General features: G+C 66.0%; 13 protein-coding genes. 9 read left to right on the top strand and 4 right to left on the bottom strand.

The window, feature by feature from the left end; all coding sequences use genetic code 11:
- Nucleotides 1-291 precede the first annotated feature (291 nt).
- Nucleotides 292-2,493 (bottom strand): type III secretion system effector XopN, encoded by a 2,202-nt coding sequence (gene xopN, locus ACCQ07_RS13860; RefSeq protein ID WP_372364148.1) that lies wholly within the window; start codon nt 2,491-2,493, stop codon nt 292-294.
- A gap of 692 nt (nt 2,494-3,185) precedes the next feature.
- Here xopN and hap3 point away from each other — a divergent pair.
- Nucleotides 3,186-3,632, top strand: coding sequence for an Hpa3 family type III secretion system protein (gene hap3 / locus ACCQ07_RS13855; RefSeq protein ID WP_031423417.1), 447 nt, complete (start codon nt 3,186-3,188; stop codon nt 3,630-3,632).
- Nucleotides 3,629-5,632, top strand: coding sequence for a type III secretion system effector XopF1 (xopF1, locus tag ACCQ07_RS13850; RefSeq protein WP_228737742.1), 2,004 nt, complete (start codon nt 3,629-3,631; stop codon nt 5,630-5,632). Before hap3 ends, xopF1 begins: the two co-directional genes overlap by 4 nt.
- Nucleotides 5,633-6,036: 404 nt before the next feature.
- On the opposite strand, the gene ACCQ07_RS13845 is transcribed toward xopF1, so the two are convergent.
- Both ACCQ07_RS13845 and trxA read right to left on the bottom strand, forming a co-directional pair.
- Nucleotides 6,037-6,486, bottom strand: coding sequence for a DUF4442 domain-containing protein (locus ACCQ07_RS13845; protein WP_122272567.1), 450 nt, complete (start codon nt 6,484-6,486; stop codon nt 6,037-6,039).
- A 267-nt stretch (nt 6,487-6,753) separates the two neighbouring features.
- Nucleotides 6,754-7,611 carry a thioredoxin gene (gene trxA, locus ACCQ07_RS13840; protein ID WP_014090577.1) on the bottom strand — a complete coding sequence of 286 codons (858 nt, stop codon included), beginning with the start codon at nt 7,609-7,611 and terminating at the stop codon, nt 6,754-6,756.
- Nucleotides 7,612-7,817: 206 nt separating this feature from the next.
- Between trxA and ACCQ07_RS13835 the strand changes: the two genes are divergently transcribed.
- From ACCQ07_RS13835 to rsfS, 6 genes are all read left to right on the top strand, one after another.
- Complete coding sequence (locus tag ACCQ07_RS13835) at nt 7,818-8,435, top strand: DUF998 domain-containing protein (RefSeq protein ID WP_008573173.1); 618 nt, start codon at nt 7,818-7,820, stop codon at nt 8,433-8,435.
- A gap of 67 nt (nt 8,436-8,502) precedes the next feature.
- Complete coding sequence (leuS, locus tag ACCQ07_RS13830; protein WP_218533231.1) at nt 8,503-11,145, top strand: leucine--tRNA ligase; 2,643 nt, start codon at nt 8,503-8,505, stop codon at nt 11,143-11,145.
- A 554-nt stretch (nt 11,146-11,699) separates the two neighbouring features.
- The gene (locus tag ACCQ07_RS13825) at nt 11,700-12,344 is read left to right on the top strand and encodes an LPS-assembly lipoprotein LptE (RefSeq protein WP_008573172.1); all 645 of its coding nucleotides are present in this window, start codon (nt 11,700-11,702) and stop codon (nt 12,342-12,344) included.
- Nucleotides 12,345-12,366: 22 nt separating this feature from the next.
- Nucleotides 12,367-13,395: a DNA polymerase III subunit delta gene (gene holA, locus ACCQ07_RS13820; protein WP_014090574.1), complete on the top strand. Its 1,029-nt coding sequence runs from the start codon at nt 12,367-12,369 to the stop codon at nt 13,393-13,395.
- A complete protein-coding gene (nadD, locus tag ACCQ07_RS13815) occupies nt 13,392-14,261 on the top strand; it encodes a nicotinate-nucleotide adenylyltransferase (RefSeq protein ID WP_218560200.1) in 870 nt (289 codons plus the stop codon). Before holA ends, nadD begins: the two co-directional genes overlap by 4 nt.
- A 56-nt stretch (nt 14,262-14,317) precedes the next feature.
- On the top strand, nt 14,318-14,731 hold the full coding sequence (gene rsfS / locus ACCQ07_RS13810; protein ID WP_005912943.1) for a ribosome silencing factor: 414 nt from the start codon (nt 14,318-14,320) through the stop codon (nt 14,729-14,731).
- 157 nt (nt 14,732-14,888) lie between these two features.
- Here rsfS and ACCQ07_RS13805 read toward each other — a convergent pair whose 3' ends face one another.
- Nucleotides 14,889-16,424 carry an alkaline phosphatase PhoX gene (locus tag ACCQ07_RS13805; protein ID WP_057681410.1) on the bottom strand — a complete coding sequence of 512 codons (1,536 nt, stop codon included), beginning with the start codon at nt 16,422-16,424 and terminating at the stop codon, nt 14,889-14,891.
- Between the two features lie 121 nt (nt 16,425-16,545).
- Here ACCQ07_RS13805 and rlmH point away from each other — a divergent pair, with 121 nt between their 5' ends.
- Nucleotides 16,546-17,016, top strand: coding sequence for a 23S rRNA (pseudouridine(1915)-N(3))-methyltransferase RlmH (gene rlmH / locus ACCQ07_RS13800; RefSeq protein WP_003486825.1), 471 nt, complete (start codon nt 16,546-16,548; stop codon nt 17,014-17,016).
- The last annotated feature ends 11 nt before the right edge of the window (nt 17,017-17,027 follow it).

The raw sequence follows: 17,027 nt of genomic DNA, 5'->3' as shown, positions 1-17,027 counted from the left end.
AGCTGCGCGATGGCCGGTGACCAATGCCTTGGCAGACAGGCGGCGACCCGACATGGATAGGAGCGATATCGCTTCGTTCACCGCCGAGGCGAACGATGCAGCGGCGTGCATCTTCGGCCTGATGCCGCCGCTGGTCCGGCACTGAGTCCGCTTCGGCATCCGCCTGCCGGCGCGGCTGCCGAGGAAGCAGCACACCCCGCGTCAATCGACGTCGGTAACGGACAAGGCAGCGTCCGGTGCGGCGGCCATGTTGCAGGGAAGCGACGCCCTGCAACATGCCGGATCATCACCTCACACCAGGTGCTTGGAGTGTTTGCCGGCCATGCGGGCGAACTCGTGCAGTTCCGTCCCCAAGTTCCGAGCGCTCTTGGACCGCGTTATCTCGTTGTTGGTCGGTTCCAGCCTCGATCGGTTCGGGCTACTCGGGGCCGAAACATGTTCCCGGCGCGGTGGTGCCGCCCTGGATGTCGATGGCAAATCCTGTGGCTGGCTGGAAGAGGTGCTTGCCTCCTGCACAGACAACGCTCTTGCCGTTGCCAGCAGCGCTTCAACATCATTGCCCTCCAACAAGGTGTTGATGGCCTTGCTGGCCTTGGTCCCACGTCGCTGGGAGAACGTTTCATACATGGCGCCCAGGACTCCGCGGCCTAGCTGCTTCCCCAGCCCGATGTCGGTGCTTCCCTCGCGACGGTTGTTCTTGATGGTGATGGCGGTGTGCTGGTTCAGGGCGCCAACGGCGGCCATGCCCCCGGAGATCGCCGAGACCGCCAGGCTTTGCGGGAGCGGAACATTGCGGGTCCCGCCCTGGGAGGCCGAAACGAGTTTGCTGATTACCGACGATGCGGCGCTGCCCAGGAAGATCAGATGGAACATCTGGCCGATGCGCTGTGCGGTTTGCGCGGTGAACTCGAGATAGTTGTACTTCTTGGCGATATCGTTGAACAGCTGCTGCGACAGCACGGACTTCTCGGCGCCGATAAGCAGCTTGGATGCGGTGCCGTTCGGGTCGATTTCGTCGAGCCTGCCTTCGCGCAATGCCTCAAGGTCGTTGCGCACCAAGCGCAGTTCCTGCATCGCCTTGCTGGCGTCGCCGGCCTCGATGTCGCGGTCGTCCGCCGTGATTGCGCCTGGCTGCGTACCCTCTGCTGTCACTGCATCCGCCAGCAGCTTCTCCAACTCGGCGACCCCGGCGGTGACGCGCTTGACCAGCGCTTGGGTGGGCGACTGGATCAGGCTGCGTAGCTTGTCGGCCTTGATGTCCTCTGCGCTGACCGCCGCGCCGCTGGCCAGCTTCTGCTTGCCTGCGTCGGTCAGTACATCGGCGTACAAGAGGTTGAGCTTGTTGTTGGCTTCCTGCTTGGCTTGCTCGTCGAAGCCGGCGGCCACATGTTGCGCAGCCGTCATCAACATCGCGCCAACCGTCTGCGCCGTCGGCGACAGCGCACGCATCGCGCCTGTCTTGCTGAGCAGCCCCAGCGTGCTGGCCACCGGCGAACGCAAGATGCGTGGAACGGCCTGCCAGCGGTTGCCCTGCCACTGGCGATCGTGTGCGCCCTGGGTCATGACGAAATCATGCTGGGCCTGGTGCAGCTCCTTCTCTGCTGCCAGCAAGACGTCGGCTGCCGCCGCGCGTTCCTTACTTGAGGAATTCGGATCACTCTGAATCTCGCGAAACACGTCGCAGGCTTTGGCGAACGTTTCGATCTTTTCCTTGAGGGCGTGTGCCAGTTCGGGGAGCCAGTGCTTGTCGTTGATCTGCTTCTTGTCCGGCACGATGACGTGTGCGCCGTGTTCGCGAATCGACTCGCACAGGCTGACAACCGCCGATTGTTGGCCGGCATTCACAGGTGCGGCGACCAGCATGGTGGCCAGACCGAACCCTGCGCCGGCCCACGGTTGGCGTGTCGCATAGTTGATCCACGGCGAGACGATGTACTGCATGGCATTGGTGAGGAAGCTGCCGCTCGGGTTGGGCATGCCGGAAAGCAGTGCGGTGCGCCGCAGCGTGGCTACGTCGTTTTCGTTCAGCCCCTGCGCCTTGTACCAATCGATCACATCGTGTTCGCTGATACGGCTGACCAGGTCCGCATGCGTGGCCGCGCGTGCCTGCGCACCCGTGGTGCCGGGCGATTTCATCGGCCTGAGCCTGCTGATCAGATCGGCCGCCAAGTCCGGTGCGATTGCGCGTGCATCGTCCGAAGCCAACTGCTGACGAAGCCGTGCCAGCGTCGCCTTCGTTGCATTCGATGAGGTTGCCGGTTGCGGGACGAGGGCCTGGGCGTCTTGCTCGGGCCTGGCTAGGAGCGCCCCTAGCGTGTTTGCGCCACTGCGCCTGACGGGCGCACGCCCAAGTGGGCTGAGTGCGGGGTCCGGCGCGGATTGGTGTGTGACGGCCGCAGAGGTGGAGGCAGTGGCGAGCTCTGTTTCCTGGATCTCAGGCAAGTGCGACCCCGCACTGCGGCTGGCCGAATCGACGGATGCGGATGACTTCATCGGGACATCTCCTGACGTGTATACGGCAGATAGATTGCGTGCGTACCGGACGATTGGTGCGCATCGCATGGGATTGCATCGCAGATGCCGTGGAACCTCCCTCCCGTAGCGAAGTTCCTGGTGCAATCCTGAGCCTGCCGGTATTGGTGGAGGCGAAGTGGTGAATGCACTGCGCGAAAATTGAACTACCAGACGCGTATGCCCGCTATCTGTCCAGCAGATTTTCTATCGCCGTACGCGAACCAAATCAGGTTCCGAAGCGGCGCCTGGTATGCAATGGATGTGGAGCGTGACAGAGGGCAGTCTTTTCAAATGCACTGGCACTCTGCAGTCGGCCGGTCTCTGTCTCGTCAGCAACCTTCCAAAAATGCGCGTCCAGGGCGAGCAGGTCGTCGTGGGTGCATGCCAATGGTGCTGCGCGTCAGGACTGCCGCGCCGGACGGCGCGCCAGGCGATGGTCATTGGTGACGGGCATGGCCTGAGGTGCCGAAAAATCTGTGGCCACCACAGCCTTGATCGCTGACTTGAGCAAACAGGCCAGCGTGCGGATCGAACTATTTGCGTGAGGCTTTTGCGCTTCGTGCGTTGCGCCGGTGATTCGCGCTTTTTTTGCGGTGACCGGGCGCTGACAGTGACACTGCCCAGGCAGAGCCAAGCGATGAAGCTCGCACTTTCATTGTGAGATACCTCAAATGACATCCGATCAGATCAATGTTGATTCCATGGTGGCTTCGTTCTTTTCCGGTCTTGGTCTTCGCCTGGGCCTGACCGATGCACTGGTGCAGCGCCTGCGTGAAGGCGAGACCGTTCTCGGGCCTGCGGGCATGCTGTGTCGCGTGCATGCGCAGCCCCGGAACGATGGCGTGTCGGGATTTCCGGAAGTCATCCTGCCGTTGGCCGCACGCGAACTTGAGGGCGACGAGGTCGTCACGCTGCTTGCGCTGCAAGAGCAACTGCTGACCGAGTACGGGTGGCGGCTGACGATGTCCAACCTGGGCCTGCTGTGCATCTGCCCATTGCTGCTCGCGCAGACGCCCGAAGACGTGGCAGCCACTCTCGAGCGGGGGCAGATCGTCGCACGTGTCGTGCTGGATGCGCTGGTGACGCAGGCGGGCAGCGCGAGGGAGGCTGTCGTATGAAGCTCCAACGCCAGAACAGCGCTCCACCGTCCATCCCAAGTGGATCGTCCGCAAATCCCGGTGCCGCGCACGCAAGCGAACCATTCGTGCCAGAGCCGCAGACGCCGCGTTCGACGGTGCTAAAGGGGCTGGCGGAGCCGAGCCCGCGCTTGCGCGCGCGTGCAGGCAAGACCACAACGCTGCCGTCGGGTGAATTATCCCCCGCCAAAACCAGGCAGTGGCGTCCGGAAGCGGGTGAATCCTCCCGCGCTGCGTCTGAGCGCGCGGAGCGCCAGCATCGCGCTGGGCGGCATCCAGGCAACCAGCAGGCGGCTTCTTCTTCGGCGACGCAGGGGGCTTACGCGCAGCGCTGTGTCGCCGCTTGCGAACGCCTGAAGGCGCAACTGCGTGCAGTTCTGAAGGATCGCCCGTTTGCGGAGCCGTCGGACGAGCAGCTCGCATTGCAGGCGGAATACGTGCAGTGGGCCGATGCCCGCTTGCAGGAGCGTATTGAGGCGTTCGGTCCGGACGCTGCCTACAAAGTTGCCGGGGATATGAAGGCGGTCGGCAGGAAAGCGTCGCTGCCCATTGCGTATGAAAGTCTCAGGTCGTTTTTCGTTGGCGCGTTGCGGACGCCGCTCGGCATTTCTGCAGCCACTGCCTACCAGAGCAGCCGCCCGCCCGCTTCCGAACCCTTGAGTACAGCGACCCTGGCTGGGGTGATCTCGGGAATGGGGTCGCATGCCTGCGACACGCTGTTGATTCCATCGATGGACAGGCGCGCGCGCGTCGCCAATCTGCCGCGTTTCCAGGCGATCGATCCCAAGATCCTGGTGCCGGACCCGCCGCCGGTCCTATTGGAAATCACCCCTGAGGGAAGCAAGCGCTTCGTGCGTCCCGGAGAAAACGGTACGCCGACCCGTGCCGAGCTCACGGCACAGGCCTATGACCGTCGGGCAGGAATCGCGCAGCGTCAGTCCATGCTGGACGATACGGCGCTGGACACCATGCTGCTCAGGCCGACCATCAGCGGCGGCTTTAACGCCGCGCGGCGCACCTCAGGCGACCCCTCCACCCGTACGGCGGTTGCCGAAGTTGGCCTGGCCGGGCTGGCGGTGGGTGGTGCAGGCGCTTTGCATAAGGCGTTGCTGGACACCGGCAAGGCAATGGGGCGCACTGGCCAGATGACGGTTCCCGATTTGCTCGGTGGGCATCAGCGCTTGAATCTGTTCGCTCTTGCATTGCCGGACAAGACACGACCTCCTGCCACGTGGTCCGATGCGGTGCATTTTCCCAGCTATCTGTTGCAGACAGGTCAGGAAGCGATGGCATTAGCGAAACAGGCGTTCAGCACGGCGAACGCGGCAACGACGGCGCTGCGCGATGTGCTGGGACGCCATATGGTCGGCAATGTGTTGGCCAACATGGCTTCGTTGGGTGCCACCAGATTGATCGCTTCCCCGCTGAGAGGAGGGTATGGCGGCGGCAGCTTGCCCGGAGAGGCCGACAATTCTCCAGCATGGGTGTTGCAGCAAGGAGCGCAGATGTTCTTCAACGATGTGGTGTGGAATGCGCTGAAAGCCAAGAACGGCACAAATACCACCCAGGCCACGCGATTGGATCACGAGCGCGCCATTGCGGCGGCCGAGCAGGATAGAACGATTTCACGCACCTTGCAGACGCTCGCCCAGCCCCTGGACACAGTGCTTGGCTTGCTTCCCCCGCCAGCCCAGGGCGAAGTGGCGCGTGCCATGGAAGAAGGCACGGGCGTGCCCGTGCCGCTCAGCGCTGACGTCGACCGATTGCGCAATGCGTTGCAGCAGCTAAGGGACCAGGTGGCTGCGCAAGCGGTCTCGATCGCGACCATCGACGATGCGCTTGGTCGGCTGGCCGATCTCCCCGTCGCGGGTGAAGGCGAAGGCCGCGCGGTGATCGCAGAGTTGTCTGCGCAATTGCACGCGCTTGGCGCGGCCTTGCGTCAGAAGCAGGCGCTGCAGCAGTGGCAACAGGGTAGGCCTTGAGCGCCGCCCAGGCGCCGGCGCCTGGCCATAACCAAACGCACGCGCTACGAGTTGCAGCCAGGGCTGCGGCCCGTAGCGCTTGCGTCAGCCTGGCGCTACCTGCATGCCGGAACGCAGGCTTGTCAGTGAGCAACGGGTTCCAAGTCAATGCGCCCATGGCCTGATACAAAACAGATGCGCGTTGCGCGACAACTGCAGCAACGGCCGGCACGCTTGCGGCTGCGGTGGCCACACTCGCGTTGCGCCCATAGCAAAGCGCCTGCGCGTTTGCTGCTGCGGCATTAGCACCTGGTCAGGAGGGCGTGCAGCTGTTTCGCTCTGCCATCATCCGTTGCGTGGGCGGCGAGTCGAGCGAAACATGCATCGCCGTATCGGCTGGCGTGGCAGCGTCACTGCCGTCATCCTCAGCGTACCGGCTTGCGTTTGACGTAGAGCTGCTTGCGGACATGTGCGACCACTTCGCCGTCGCGGTTGTAGACCGTGTTCTCGAACCAGCGCAGATGTTTCTCGCCGTTTGCAGTGGCCTGGCGCAATTGCGCCAGCACGCCGTCGTCGATGACGAAATCCGCCGTTACCGTGCCGCGCCCGGGCTTGACGAATTCGATGCTACCGGCCTTGTCCCACACGTAATATTCGCGGCCCAGGTTGTGCATGGTCAGCAGCATCCAGAACGGGTCGGTCATCGCAAACAGGCTGCCGCCGAAATGGGTGCCGACATAGTTGCGATTCCATGGGCGCTGGCGCAGCTCCACCCGCGCAAAACGGTAGTCGGCCGAGAGCACGGTGACGTGGATGCCGGCAAACAAAAATGGCGGCCACAGGTTGATGCCTAACTTGAACAGCGATGCGCGCATACGGGCCTGTTTCCTTGGCGAGGGAAAGTGCGCAGCATAACATTCGCATGCGTATGGAGTAGGCCGGCTGCGCGTGGTCGGCACGGCGTCCGTCCGTTGCTGCCGACCGCGAGCTGGTGTCGTCATGGTCGTTGGCCCGGGTCAAAAAGCCATGCAGGCCCCCGAACGCAACACGCCGGGCACAGGCCCGGCGCGCATCCTGCGGTGAGCAGGGCGATCGGGTGACCGCCTCAACTCAGCGCAGGTGTCGCACGTCAACGCTGGGGCTTAAAACACCAGCGCCGACATCTTGCGACGATAGCGGCCGACCAGATCTTCGTCCTCGATCACGCGGAAGGCATCGATCAGGCTACGGCGCGGCAGGTTGTCGTCGAAGCTGCGGTCCTGCCGCAGCATTTCCAGGAACTGCTCCAGCGCCGCTTCGTCGTTGCCGTCGAGCAGATGGCGCACGCCGAGCAGGTGCCGTGCGCGCAGGTCGGCGCTGTTGGCATCCACGGCAGCCTGCAGGGTGCCGGCGTCCGGGGCGTCCTTGAGAACGTTGGCAAAGCTCAGCCGCGCCTTGGCGCGCACCGCGCGGTCGTCGGTGGCCAGGTTGGCGGGCAGGGCATCGATCAACTGCTCGGCCTCGGCGGTGTCGCCAGTCTTGAGCAGCGCCAGCGCCAGGTCCAGCTTGAGTTCGTCCTTGTCCGGTTCGGCGGCGACCGCTTCACGCAGCGCCGCGGCCTGCGCCTGTGGGTCGAGCGGCGCCGGCGGCACGTCTTCTGCCACCTGCGGCTCGGCCGGCAGCACGCCGTGCTGGGTCAGGAATTCGCGCACCTGGCCTTCCGGCATCGCGCCGGGGAAGCCGTCGACGATCTCCCCACCCTTGACCAGGAAGACCGTCGGCACCGAGCGGATCTGGAACGCCGCAGCGATCTGCTGTTCCTTGTCCACGTCGACCTTGCCCAGCTCGAACGCACCGTTGTACTCGCCGGCCAGCTTTTCCAGGATCGGCGTCAGCGACTTGCAGGGGCCGCACCAGGTGGCCCAGAAGTCCACCAGGACCGGTGTCGTCAACGATTTCTGCAGGACCTCGGTCTCGAAGGTGTCGGTGGTGGCATCGAATACATGCGGCTTGTCGGACATGGGCTTCCAGAAGTTAAGTGCGGCAACAATGGGAGGTAATGGTGGCAAACGCGGCTGACACAAGCCCAGCCGCAATGAGGCGCTCACGTGCCCGGTTCGGGCGCCTTCCGCATGGCCGTGGCAGCGTCAGGGGTTCACGCCGCGCCCGACCGGCACGACAATGCCGCGTTCTGGCGGCGCGTCGCGCCCCGTGTTGGAGCAAGCCAATGGCAACCACCGAGCGCGCGCAGCGCTACATGGGCCTGATCGCGGCAACGGTTTTCGTACTGGCGCTGGCCGGTTTCGGCGTCACGCTGCCGGGCTATCTGCAGGCCAGCCATCCGGTGGCGCTGTTGGGCGCGCAGGGCGTGCCGCATGCGCTGGGCTTCAATCTGGTCGCCTTCGTGCTGGTAGGCGCGCTGGGCATGGCCACCGGGGTCAGCCTGCTGGCGCGCATGCCGCCCAAGGCCAGCTGGAGTCTGCGCGTGGGCGGACAGTTGATCGTGCTGGCCGGCCTGGCCTTCCTGGGCATGGGCATGCTGCCGCTGGATCCCACCGATCTGGATGGCCGTGCCAGCCAGGCCCATGCCACCGCCTGGTTGTTGTGGGCCGTGGCGTTCGTGCCCGGCATGTTGTTGATTGCCGCCGCGCTGCTCAACGATGCCACGACCCGCAGGCTGGCCTGGTTGAGCCTGGCGGCCGGATTGCTGGTGGCAGTGCTGGCGTTCGGCCCGCCGGGCCTGGTGCGCCAGGCCATTGCGCAACGGCTGGCGTTCCTGGCCTGGGTCGGCTGGCTGGCGGTGGCGGGCTGGATCTGGCCGCCGAAGCCGGCCGCGCTGCGGTAACGGTTTGGTCCACCTGCTGCACTGCGGTACCCTGTACCGCTTTGCACCGCCCGAGCATCCGCTCCCAATGTCCACCGTCGAACCGAACGTCTACGACCCGCAGCAGGTCGAAACCTCCGCCCAGCAGTTCTGGGATGCCACCCGCGCCTTCCAGGTCGACGAGAACTCGGAGAAACCCAAGTTCTATTGCCTGTCGATGCTGCCGTACCCGTCCGGGGCGCTGCACATGGGCCATGTGCGCAACTACACCATCTCCGACGTGGTCAGCCGCTACAAGCGCATGACCGGCCATAACGTGCTGCAGCCGATGGGCTGGGATGCGTTCGGGTTGCCGGCCGAAAATGCCGCCATCAAGAATAAGACCGCGCCGGCCAAGTGGACCTACGCCAACATCGAGCACATGCGCGCGCAGCTGAAATCGCTGGGCTACGCCATCGACTGGTCGCGCGAGTTCGCCACCTGCACGCCGGACTATTACGTGCACGAGCAGCGCATGTTCACCCGCTTGATGCGCAAGGGCCTGGCCTACCGCCGCAACGCGGTGGTGAACTGGGACCCGATCGACCAGACCGTGCTGGCCAACGAGCAGGTCATCGACGGCCGCGGCTGGCGCTCCGGCGCGCTGGTGGAAAAGCGCGAGATCCCGCAGTGGTTCCTGCGCATCACCGATTACGCCCAGGAGCTGCTGGACGGCCTGGATCAACTGGATGGTTGGCCGGATTCGGTCAAGACCATGCAGCGCAACTGGATCGGCCGCTCGGAAGGGCTGGAAATCCAGTTCGACGTGCGCGACATCGACGGCGCACCGCTGGACCCGCTGCGCGTGTTCACCACCCGCCCGGACACGCTGATGGGCGTGACCTTCGTGTCGATCGCCGCCGAGCATCCGCTGGCGTTGCATGCCGCCAAGTCCAACCCGGAACTGGCCGCGCTGCTGGAAACGCTCAAGCATGGCGGCGTCTCCGAAGCCGAGCTGGAAACCCAGGAAAAACGCGGCATGGCCACTGGCCTGACCGCGGTCCACCCGATCAGCGGCGAGCAGGTGCCGGTGTGGGTGGCCAACTTCGTGCTGATGGGCTACGGCACCGGCGCGGTGATGGCCGTTCCGGGCCACGACCAGCGCGATTTCGAGTTCGCCAACAAGTACGGCCTGCCGATCGTGCAGGTGGTCAAGCTGCGCGAGCCGCGCAACGAAGAAGAGCAGACCTGGGACGCCACCCACTGGCGCGATTGGTACACCGACAAGAGCCGCGAGCTGGAGCTGATCAATTCGGCCGAGTTCGATGGCCTGGATTTCGGCGGTGCCTTCGAAGCACTGGCCGAGCGCTTCGAGCGCAAGGGCCAGGGCCAGCGTCGGGTCAATTACCGCCTGCGCGACTGGGGCGTGAGCCGTCAGCGTTATTGGGGCTGCCCGATTCCGGTGATCTATTGCGCCAAGTGCGGCGCGGTGCCGGTGCCGGAAGACCAACTGCCGGTGGTGCTGCCGGAGAACGTGGAATTTTCCGGCACCGGTTCGCCGATCAAGACCGACCCGAGCTGGCGCCAGACCACCTGCCCGGACTGCGGCGGCCCGGCCGAGCGCGAGACCGATACCTTCGACACCTTCATGGAATCGAGCTGGTACGTGGCGCGCTACACCAGCCCCAACGCACGCGACATGGTCGACCGCCGCGCCAATTACTGGATGCCGGCCGACCTGTACGTGGGCGGCATCGAGCACGCGATCCTGCACCTGATGTACTTCCGCTTCTATCACAAGCTCATGCGCGACGCGCGGCTGGTGGACAGCGACGAGCCGGTGACCAACCTGCTCACCCAGGGCATGGTCATCGCCGAGACCTTCTATCGCGATGCCGACAACGGCGGCAAGGACTGGATCAACCCGGCCGACGTGGAAATCCAGCGCGACGAGCGGGGCCGCGTCACCGGCGCGGTGCTGATCGCCGACGGTCAGCCGGTGCAGATCGGCGGCACCGAGAAGATGTCCAAGTCCAAGAACAACGGCGTGGATCCGCAGTCGATGGTGGCCAAGTACGGCGCCGACACCGTGCGGCTGTTCTCGATGTTCGCCGCGCCGCCGGAGCAGTCGCTGGAGTGGAACGAGGCCGGCGTGGACGGCATGGCGCGCTTCATGCGCCGGCTGTGGGTGCAGGTGCATAGGCACGTGGGTGAGGGCGCGGCGGCCGCGCTGGATGTCGCCGCGTTGAGCGCCGAGCAGAAAGCGATCCGCCGCAAGACCCACGAAACCATCGGCAAGGTCAGCGACGACTACGGCCGCCGCCACAGCTTCAACACCGCCATTGCCGCAGTGATGGAATTGTCCAACGCGCTGGCCAAGTTCGACGACGCCAGCGAACAGGGCCGCGCGGTGCGCCAGGAAGCGCTGGAGGCGATGGTGCTGCTGCTCAATCCGATCACCCCGCACGCCAGCCACGCGTTGTGGCAGGTCCTGGGCCGCGGCGAGACGCTGCTGGAAAACGTGGCGTTCCCGCAGGCCGATGCCAGCGCGCTGGTGCGCGATGCGTTGACACTGGCAGTGCAGATCAACGGCAAGTTGCGCGGCACGATCGACGTCGCTGCCGATGCGACCCGCGAACAGATCGAAGCGCTGGCGCAGGCCGAGCCGAACGCCGCCAAGTTCCTCGAAGGCCTGAGCGTGCGCAAGATCATCATCGTGCCGGGCAAGATCGTGAACATCGTCGCCGGCTAAGCCGTGCTGGTCCGGCGGGTTGCCTTCGCCGGTCCGGGCAGTGCGCCGGATCGGCGTGGCAACGGCGCTTGCACGGTGGTGGGGCGTCCAGCGCAGTCAGGCGCATGGGTGATGTTGCAGCTGCCGCACACTGCACCGGCGTGCGATGTGCGGATGTGCTGCTGCGATGGATCTTGCGATGCATGGCATGGGCGCGCGACAACACAAAAAGGCGAGGCCGATCGGTGAGAAGCGCCAGGTGTCTCGGGCGTCCATTCCATCGGTGCGTGACGACGTGCTGCTGGGTTTTCAGGCAAATCACCGCGTCGGCGCGTGGCGTGGCTTACGTGGGCACGGCTTTCGTTTTCGACACCGCATTTCACTGGCGCGCACGACGCGTGGGTAGAGTTTTGGCAGTGGTTGCCGACGATGCGTTTCACTGGCGCGTGGCGACGCGTTTTTTCATTCGTGGGGCGCCGCAGTGTTTCGCGGCGTCCTCTCAAGCCCCGTTCACGCGGTCTCGGGCAGGCTAGCCGCCTGTTGCCGCCGCCGGGGCGCTCATCCAGACTGTGCCCATGATTCGATTTCCTACTGCCTTCGCTGCGTCCCTCGTGCTCGTCTCGAGCCTCACCGCCTGCGGCTTCCATTTGCGCAATTCGCTGGCGTTGCCGCCCGACACACCAGCGGTGAAGGTGCAGTCCGCCGTGCAGTACAGCGAGCTGGCCAAGCTGTTGCGGCGGGGTCTCAAGGCCTCCGGCGCCACGCTGGCTGACGAGGATGCCAAGACCGGCTTTGCGCAGTTGCAGGTGTTGTCCGAGCGTTGGGGCGATCTGCCGATCGCCATCGACAGCCAGGGCCGTGCACAGGAATACAGCCTGCGCTACGCGGCCATTTTCACCGTCACCACCGCCAATGGCTCGGTGCTGGTGCCGCAGCAGGTGATCGAGCTCTCGCGCGACTACGTGTCGCCACCGGTGGATGCCACCGGTACGGCAACCGAGCGCGAAATCCTTGCCGACGAACTGCGCAAGGACATGTCGGCCTCGATCCTGCGTCGTATCGACAGCGTGGTGCGGGCACGCCTGCAGCGCGGCGAAGGTCTGGAGAGCACGCCGACCGCGCCATTGCCGCCGGCCCCGACGGCGCCAGCGCAGCCGACCACGACACCCGAATCCAGCGTGCCGGCCTCGTTGCCGCCCGCGCCCACGTCGGGCAACTGAGCCGCGCCCCGCGCTTTCGGTGATGGAACTTCGCCCAGAGCAGCTGGCCGGCCAGTCCAGCCAGCCCTTGCAGCCGGTGTATCTGATCGCCGGCCCCGAGACCTTGCGTGTGCTTGAGGCCGCCGATGCGGTGCGCGCACGCGCGCGCGCCGAAGGCATCGGCGAACGCGAAGTGTTCGATGCCGATGGCCGCGAGTTCGACTGGAACCAGCTTGACGCCAGCTTCAATGCGCCCAGCCTGTTCAGTCCGCGCCGCCTGGTCGAAGTGCGCCTGCCCAGCGGCAAGCCCGGCAAGGACGGGGCCGAGGTCATCACCCGCTTCTGCGCCAACCCGCCGCCGGACGTGGTGCTGCTGATCACCGCCAACGACTGGAGCAAGGCGCATCACGGCAAGTGGGCGGAGGCGGTCGGTCGCATCGGCACCATCGCGGTGGCCTGGGCGATCAAACCGCACGAACTGTCCGACTGGATCGAGCGCCGCCTGCGCGCGCACGGCCTGCGCGCCGATGCCGCTGCCGTGCAGCGCCTGAGCGAGCGGGTGGAAGGCAACCTGCTCGCCGCCGCGCAGGAAATCGACAAGCTCGCCCTGTTGGCCGACGGCAAGACGCTGGATCTGGAGGCGATGGAATCGCTGGTGGCCGATGCCGCACGCTACGACGTGTTCCGGCTGGCCGAAACCACGTTGTCCGGGCAGCCGGCCGCGGTGATCCGCATGCTTGCCGGCCTGCGCGGCGAAGGCGAGGCGGTCGCCGCGCTGATGCCGATCCTGATCAAGGAACTGCTGCGCACCGCGTCACTGGCGAAGGTGCAGGCCAACGGCGGCAACCTGGCTGCCGAAATGAAGGCGCAAGGGCTGTGGGAATCGCGCCAGGCGCCCTTCAAGCGCGCGCTGCAGCGTCACCCCGAACCGCACCGCTGGGAACGCTTCGTCGCCGAAGCCGGGCTGGTCGATCGCATGGCCAAGGGCCGCGCCGACGGCGATGCCTGGGTTGGTCTGGAACGCCTGCTGGTGGCCGTGGCCGAAGCCCGCGCGGTGAGATTGTTGGCGTGAAGGCCAGGGACGCCGGGACCCGGGACCCGGGACCGGGGAGCCGGGAAGGGCAGGGTGACCGGCAGCGAGCCCATTCCGACCAGCTTGCGCAGGCCAGCCCTGCAAGCAGCTCTTCCGGATCGCAGGAACAGCAACACTCCCATCCCGACCACGTTGCAGACCCCGGCTCTTCCGGTTCCCGAATCCCGAATCCCGATTCCCAGCTCCATCTTTACTACGGCGGCACCTTCGACCCGATCCACCTGGGCCATCTGGCCATCGCCTGCGCGGCGCGCGACGAACTGGGCGCGTGCGTGCAACTGGTGCCGGCGGCCGACCCGCCGCATCGCCCTGCACCCGGTGCCACCGCTGCGCAGCGTGCGCAGATGCTGCAACTGGCGCTGGCCAACTCTCCAGGCCTGCAACTGGATACCCGCGAACTGCAGCGCGCCGCGCAGTGCGATGCGCCGTCCTATACGGTCGATACCTTGCGCGAGCTGCGTGCCGAACTTGGCCCTACGGTGCCGATCGCCTGGTTGCTCGGCGCCGATGCCTTCGTCGGGCTGCACCATTGGCATCAGTGGGAGGCGTTGTTCGGGCTGACGCATTTCGTGGTTGCCGCCCGTCCGGGCACACCCTTGGCGTTGGCCGACGCACCGCAGCTGGCCGCGATGGTGCAGGGCCGCTGGGTCGCACGCGCGGACGAGCTGGTCAGTGCGCCGGCCGGCCGCCTGTATCTGCTGCATCAGCCACTGCGCGGCGAATCGGCCAGTGCGGTGCGGTCACGCATCGCCACCGGCGCGCAATGGCAGCGTCTGGTGCCGCCCCCGGTGGCCGCAATGATCCAGCGTGAAGGCCTGTACCGCAGCGTCCGCCCGGCTACCTGAACACGCGTGCTGCCGGACCGGCCTATAATTCACGCCAATTCCATCGAGTTGCCGCTTTGACCAGCCAAGCCCAAGTCATCAAGACCTCCCTTCCGAACCCGCCGCCGTCCGTGCCGGCCCTGTTGGCTACCGTGCGCGAGGCTGTCGAAGAACTCAAGGCCAAGGACGTGGTCGAGATCGATGTGCGCGGCAAGTCCAGCGTCTGCGACTACATGGTGGTGGTCTCCGGCACCTCGACCCGCCACGTCAAATCGATCGCCGACGAAGTGGTCAAGTTCGCCAAGCGTCTGGACGTGATGCCGCTGGGCGTGGAAGGCGAGCGCGAAGCCGAATGGGTCCTGGTCGACCTGGGCGATGTGGTGGTGCATGTGATGCTGCCGCGCGTGCGCGAGTTCTATGCACTGGAGCGTCTGTGGACCGTGGGCGATCAACGCCCGTCCGACGAAGACGAGTCCGACGAACTGCGCTGAGTCTGCGCAGGTGCGCCGCAGGCGCGCAGAGACAACAACGGCGCCCTTGGGCGCCGTTGTTGTGTGGGGCGTTCGCTGCGCAATCGGTCGGCGTCGTGCATTCCTTGGCCACGCGCTGTTCGGGACATGCATACCGCAGGTGCGCAGCGCCACGCGCTTACAGCGGTCCGCGTTCCCACGGCCCGGTGATGGCCAGGGTAATGCCCGGCGTCTGGATGTTGACGAACAAGGTGCGCGCCAACGGGTCCCAGCACGCGCCGCAGAACTCGGTGTCGCGGTAGTCGCCTTCGGCGATCGTCTTGCCGGCATCGGCAATCTGCTGCGAGGTCAGCTGCACGTTGTTCTTGGCCAGATAGAACGAGGCGCCGTTGCGCGTCAGCCCGAGCAGACGCGCGCCGGGGCCGTATTGGTCCGGGCTTTCGCCGCCGTCTTCGCACAACACCACGCCGCCGCGCGCACTCACCGTCACGTTATCCGGGTTGTGCGCAGCCAGCTGATTGCCGCTGACGAACAGCGCGCTCAGGCGTTGGGTAAACAGGTCCAGTACCCACACCGCACCGTTGCCGTACCCACGGCGCCCCTGCGCATCCACGCCGGTGCTGGTGTCGACGATGAACATCTTGCCGTAGCTGTACCAGATGCCTTCGCCGCGGCTCATGCGCAGCGCGCCATCGGCCCAGGCCTGCGCGAACGGGCCGCTCAGGGTGTCGTTGGCGCCGATATCGGCAAAGCCGGCCGGCGCAGCGATGCTGTCCAGGTCGGGCTCGGAGATATCCACCCATTCCAGCTGGAATTGCTGGCCGATGCTGGCCACGGTGAGATCGGCATTGCGGCGCCCGCGCACGCGCGCGGCTTGCAATCGCCCGCCGTTTTCCAGCGAGCCATTGCGGCCGCGGCGGTCGTTGGGGATGAAGCGGTACAGGCCGGCCTTGTTGCGGTCGTCTTCGGTGAGATAGACGATGCCGGTGCGCGGATCGATCGCCACCGCTTCATGGCTGAAACGGCCCAGGCCCACCAGCGGGCGGCCGGTGGTGCGGTGGCTGTCCGGGTCCACCTCGAACACGTACCCATGCTTGCGGCCGGTGCTGGAGACCGTATTGGTCTTGATCTCTTCGCAGCTCAGCCAGGTGCCCCAAGGCGTGGGGCCGCCGGCGCAGTTGACCAGCGTGCCGCCCAGGCTGGGCTCCAGGCTGCCCCAGCCGCGCCGGCCGTAGCTGAGCGTGGTGGTGCCGCCGCCGGCCTGCTGGGTGCCGCTGACGATGCCGGTGTCGTACATCGCCGGTGCGCGGAACGGGTTGCCTGCGCCGCGTTCGTGGTTGCGGATCAGCACATATTCCAGACCGCGTAGCGGGTCGCTACCGGGGCGCCAGTCGGGTCGGCGCAGGCCGACCACGGCCATGCCGTCGTGGCGGTCGGGGCAGGGCTGGCCGTCGTCCATGCGGTCGCCGCTCCAGCCGAACGAGCGATAGCTGAAACCCTGTGGCAGCTGCAGCAGCGGCAAACCGGTGCTCTGGTCGGCGACCGGGGCGAGCGGGCCGTACCGGCTCGGGACCGGTGCAAGCTGCGTGGAAGGCGAGGTGGCGGCCTGGGCTTGGCGCGACTGCAGCGCGCTCAAGCTGCCAAGGGCGCCGGCGGCCATGACGGCAGCACTGCCCTTGAGAACCTGGCGGCGGGCGGGATCGAAAATCGGCATCGAACGACTCCTGCGTGGCTGGGTGGTCGAGCGACACTAATTGCCAGCTGTAACCACACCATGACACGCGGTGACAAATCGCCGCGGGCTGCCCGGGCTGTGACGCGGATATCATGTGGCCATGAAATGCCGACTCATCGCTACCGGCGAGCGCGCACCAAGCTGGGTGGCGCAAGGTTTTGCCGAATATCAAAAACGTCTTTCGCACTGGATGCCGCTGGAGCTGGTCGAGATCGAGCCCGGCCTGCGCGGCAAGGGCCGCGATGCGCAGCGCGCGACCGACGACGAAGGCCGTCGCGTGCTCGCGGCGCTGCCAAAAAATGCCTACGTGGTGGCGCTTGATGTCCCCGGGCGCCCGCTCAGTTCCGAACAGCTCGCCCAACGCATGGAGCATTGGCGCGGACAGGGCCGCGACCTGGCGTTTCTCATCGGCGGGCCGGAAGGCCACGCGGCGGAGGTGCTCAAGAGCGCCAGCGAAAGCTGGTCGATCGGCCCGCTCACCCTGCCGCACATGCTGGTGCGCCTGATCGTCGCCGAGCAGCTGTATCGCGCCGCGGCGATGCTGGCCAACCATCCGTATCACCGCGCATAAGAGCGCCTAAC

The sequence above is a fragment of the Xanthomonas sp. NCPPB 3583 genome (assembly GCF_041475715.2).
Taxonomy (GTDB): Bacteria; Pseudomonadota; Gammaproteobacteria; order Xanthomonadales; family Xanthomonadaceae; genus Xanthomonas; species Xanthomonas euvesicatoria.
The sequence above is the reverse complement of the archived record's forward strand: the minus strand, read 5'-3'. Positions and strand labels throughout refer to the sequence as shown.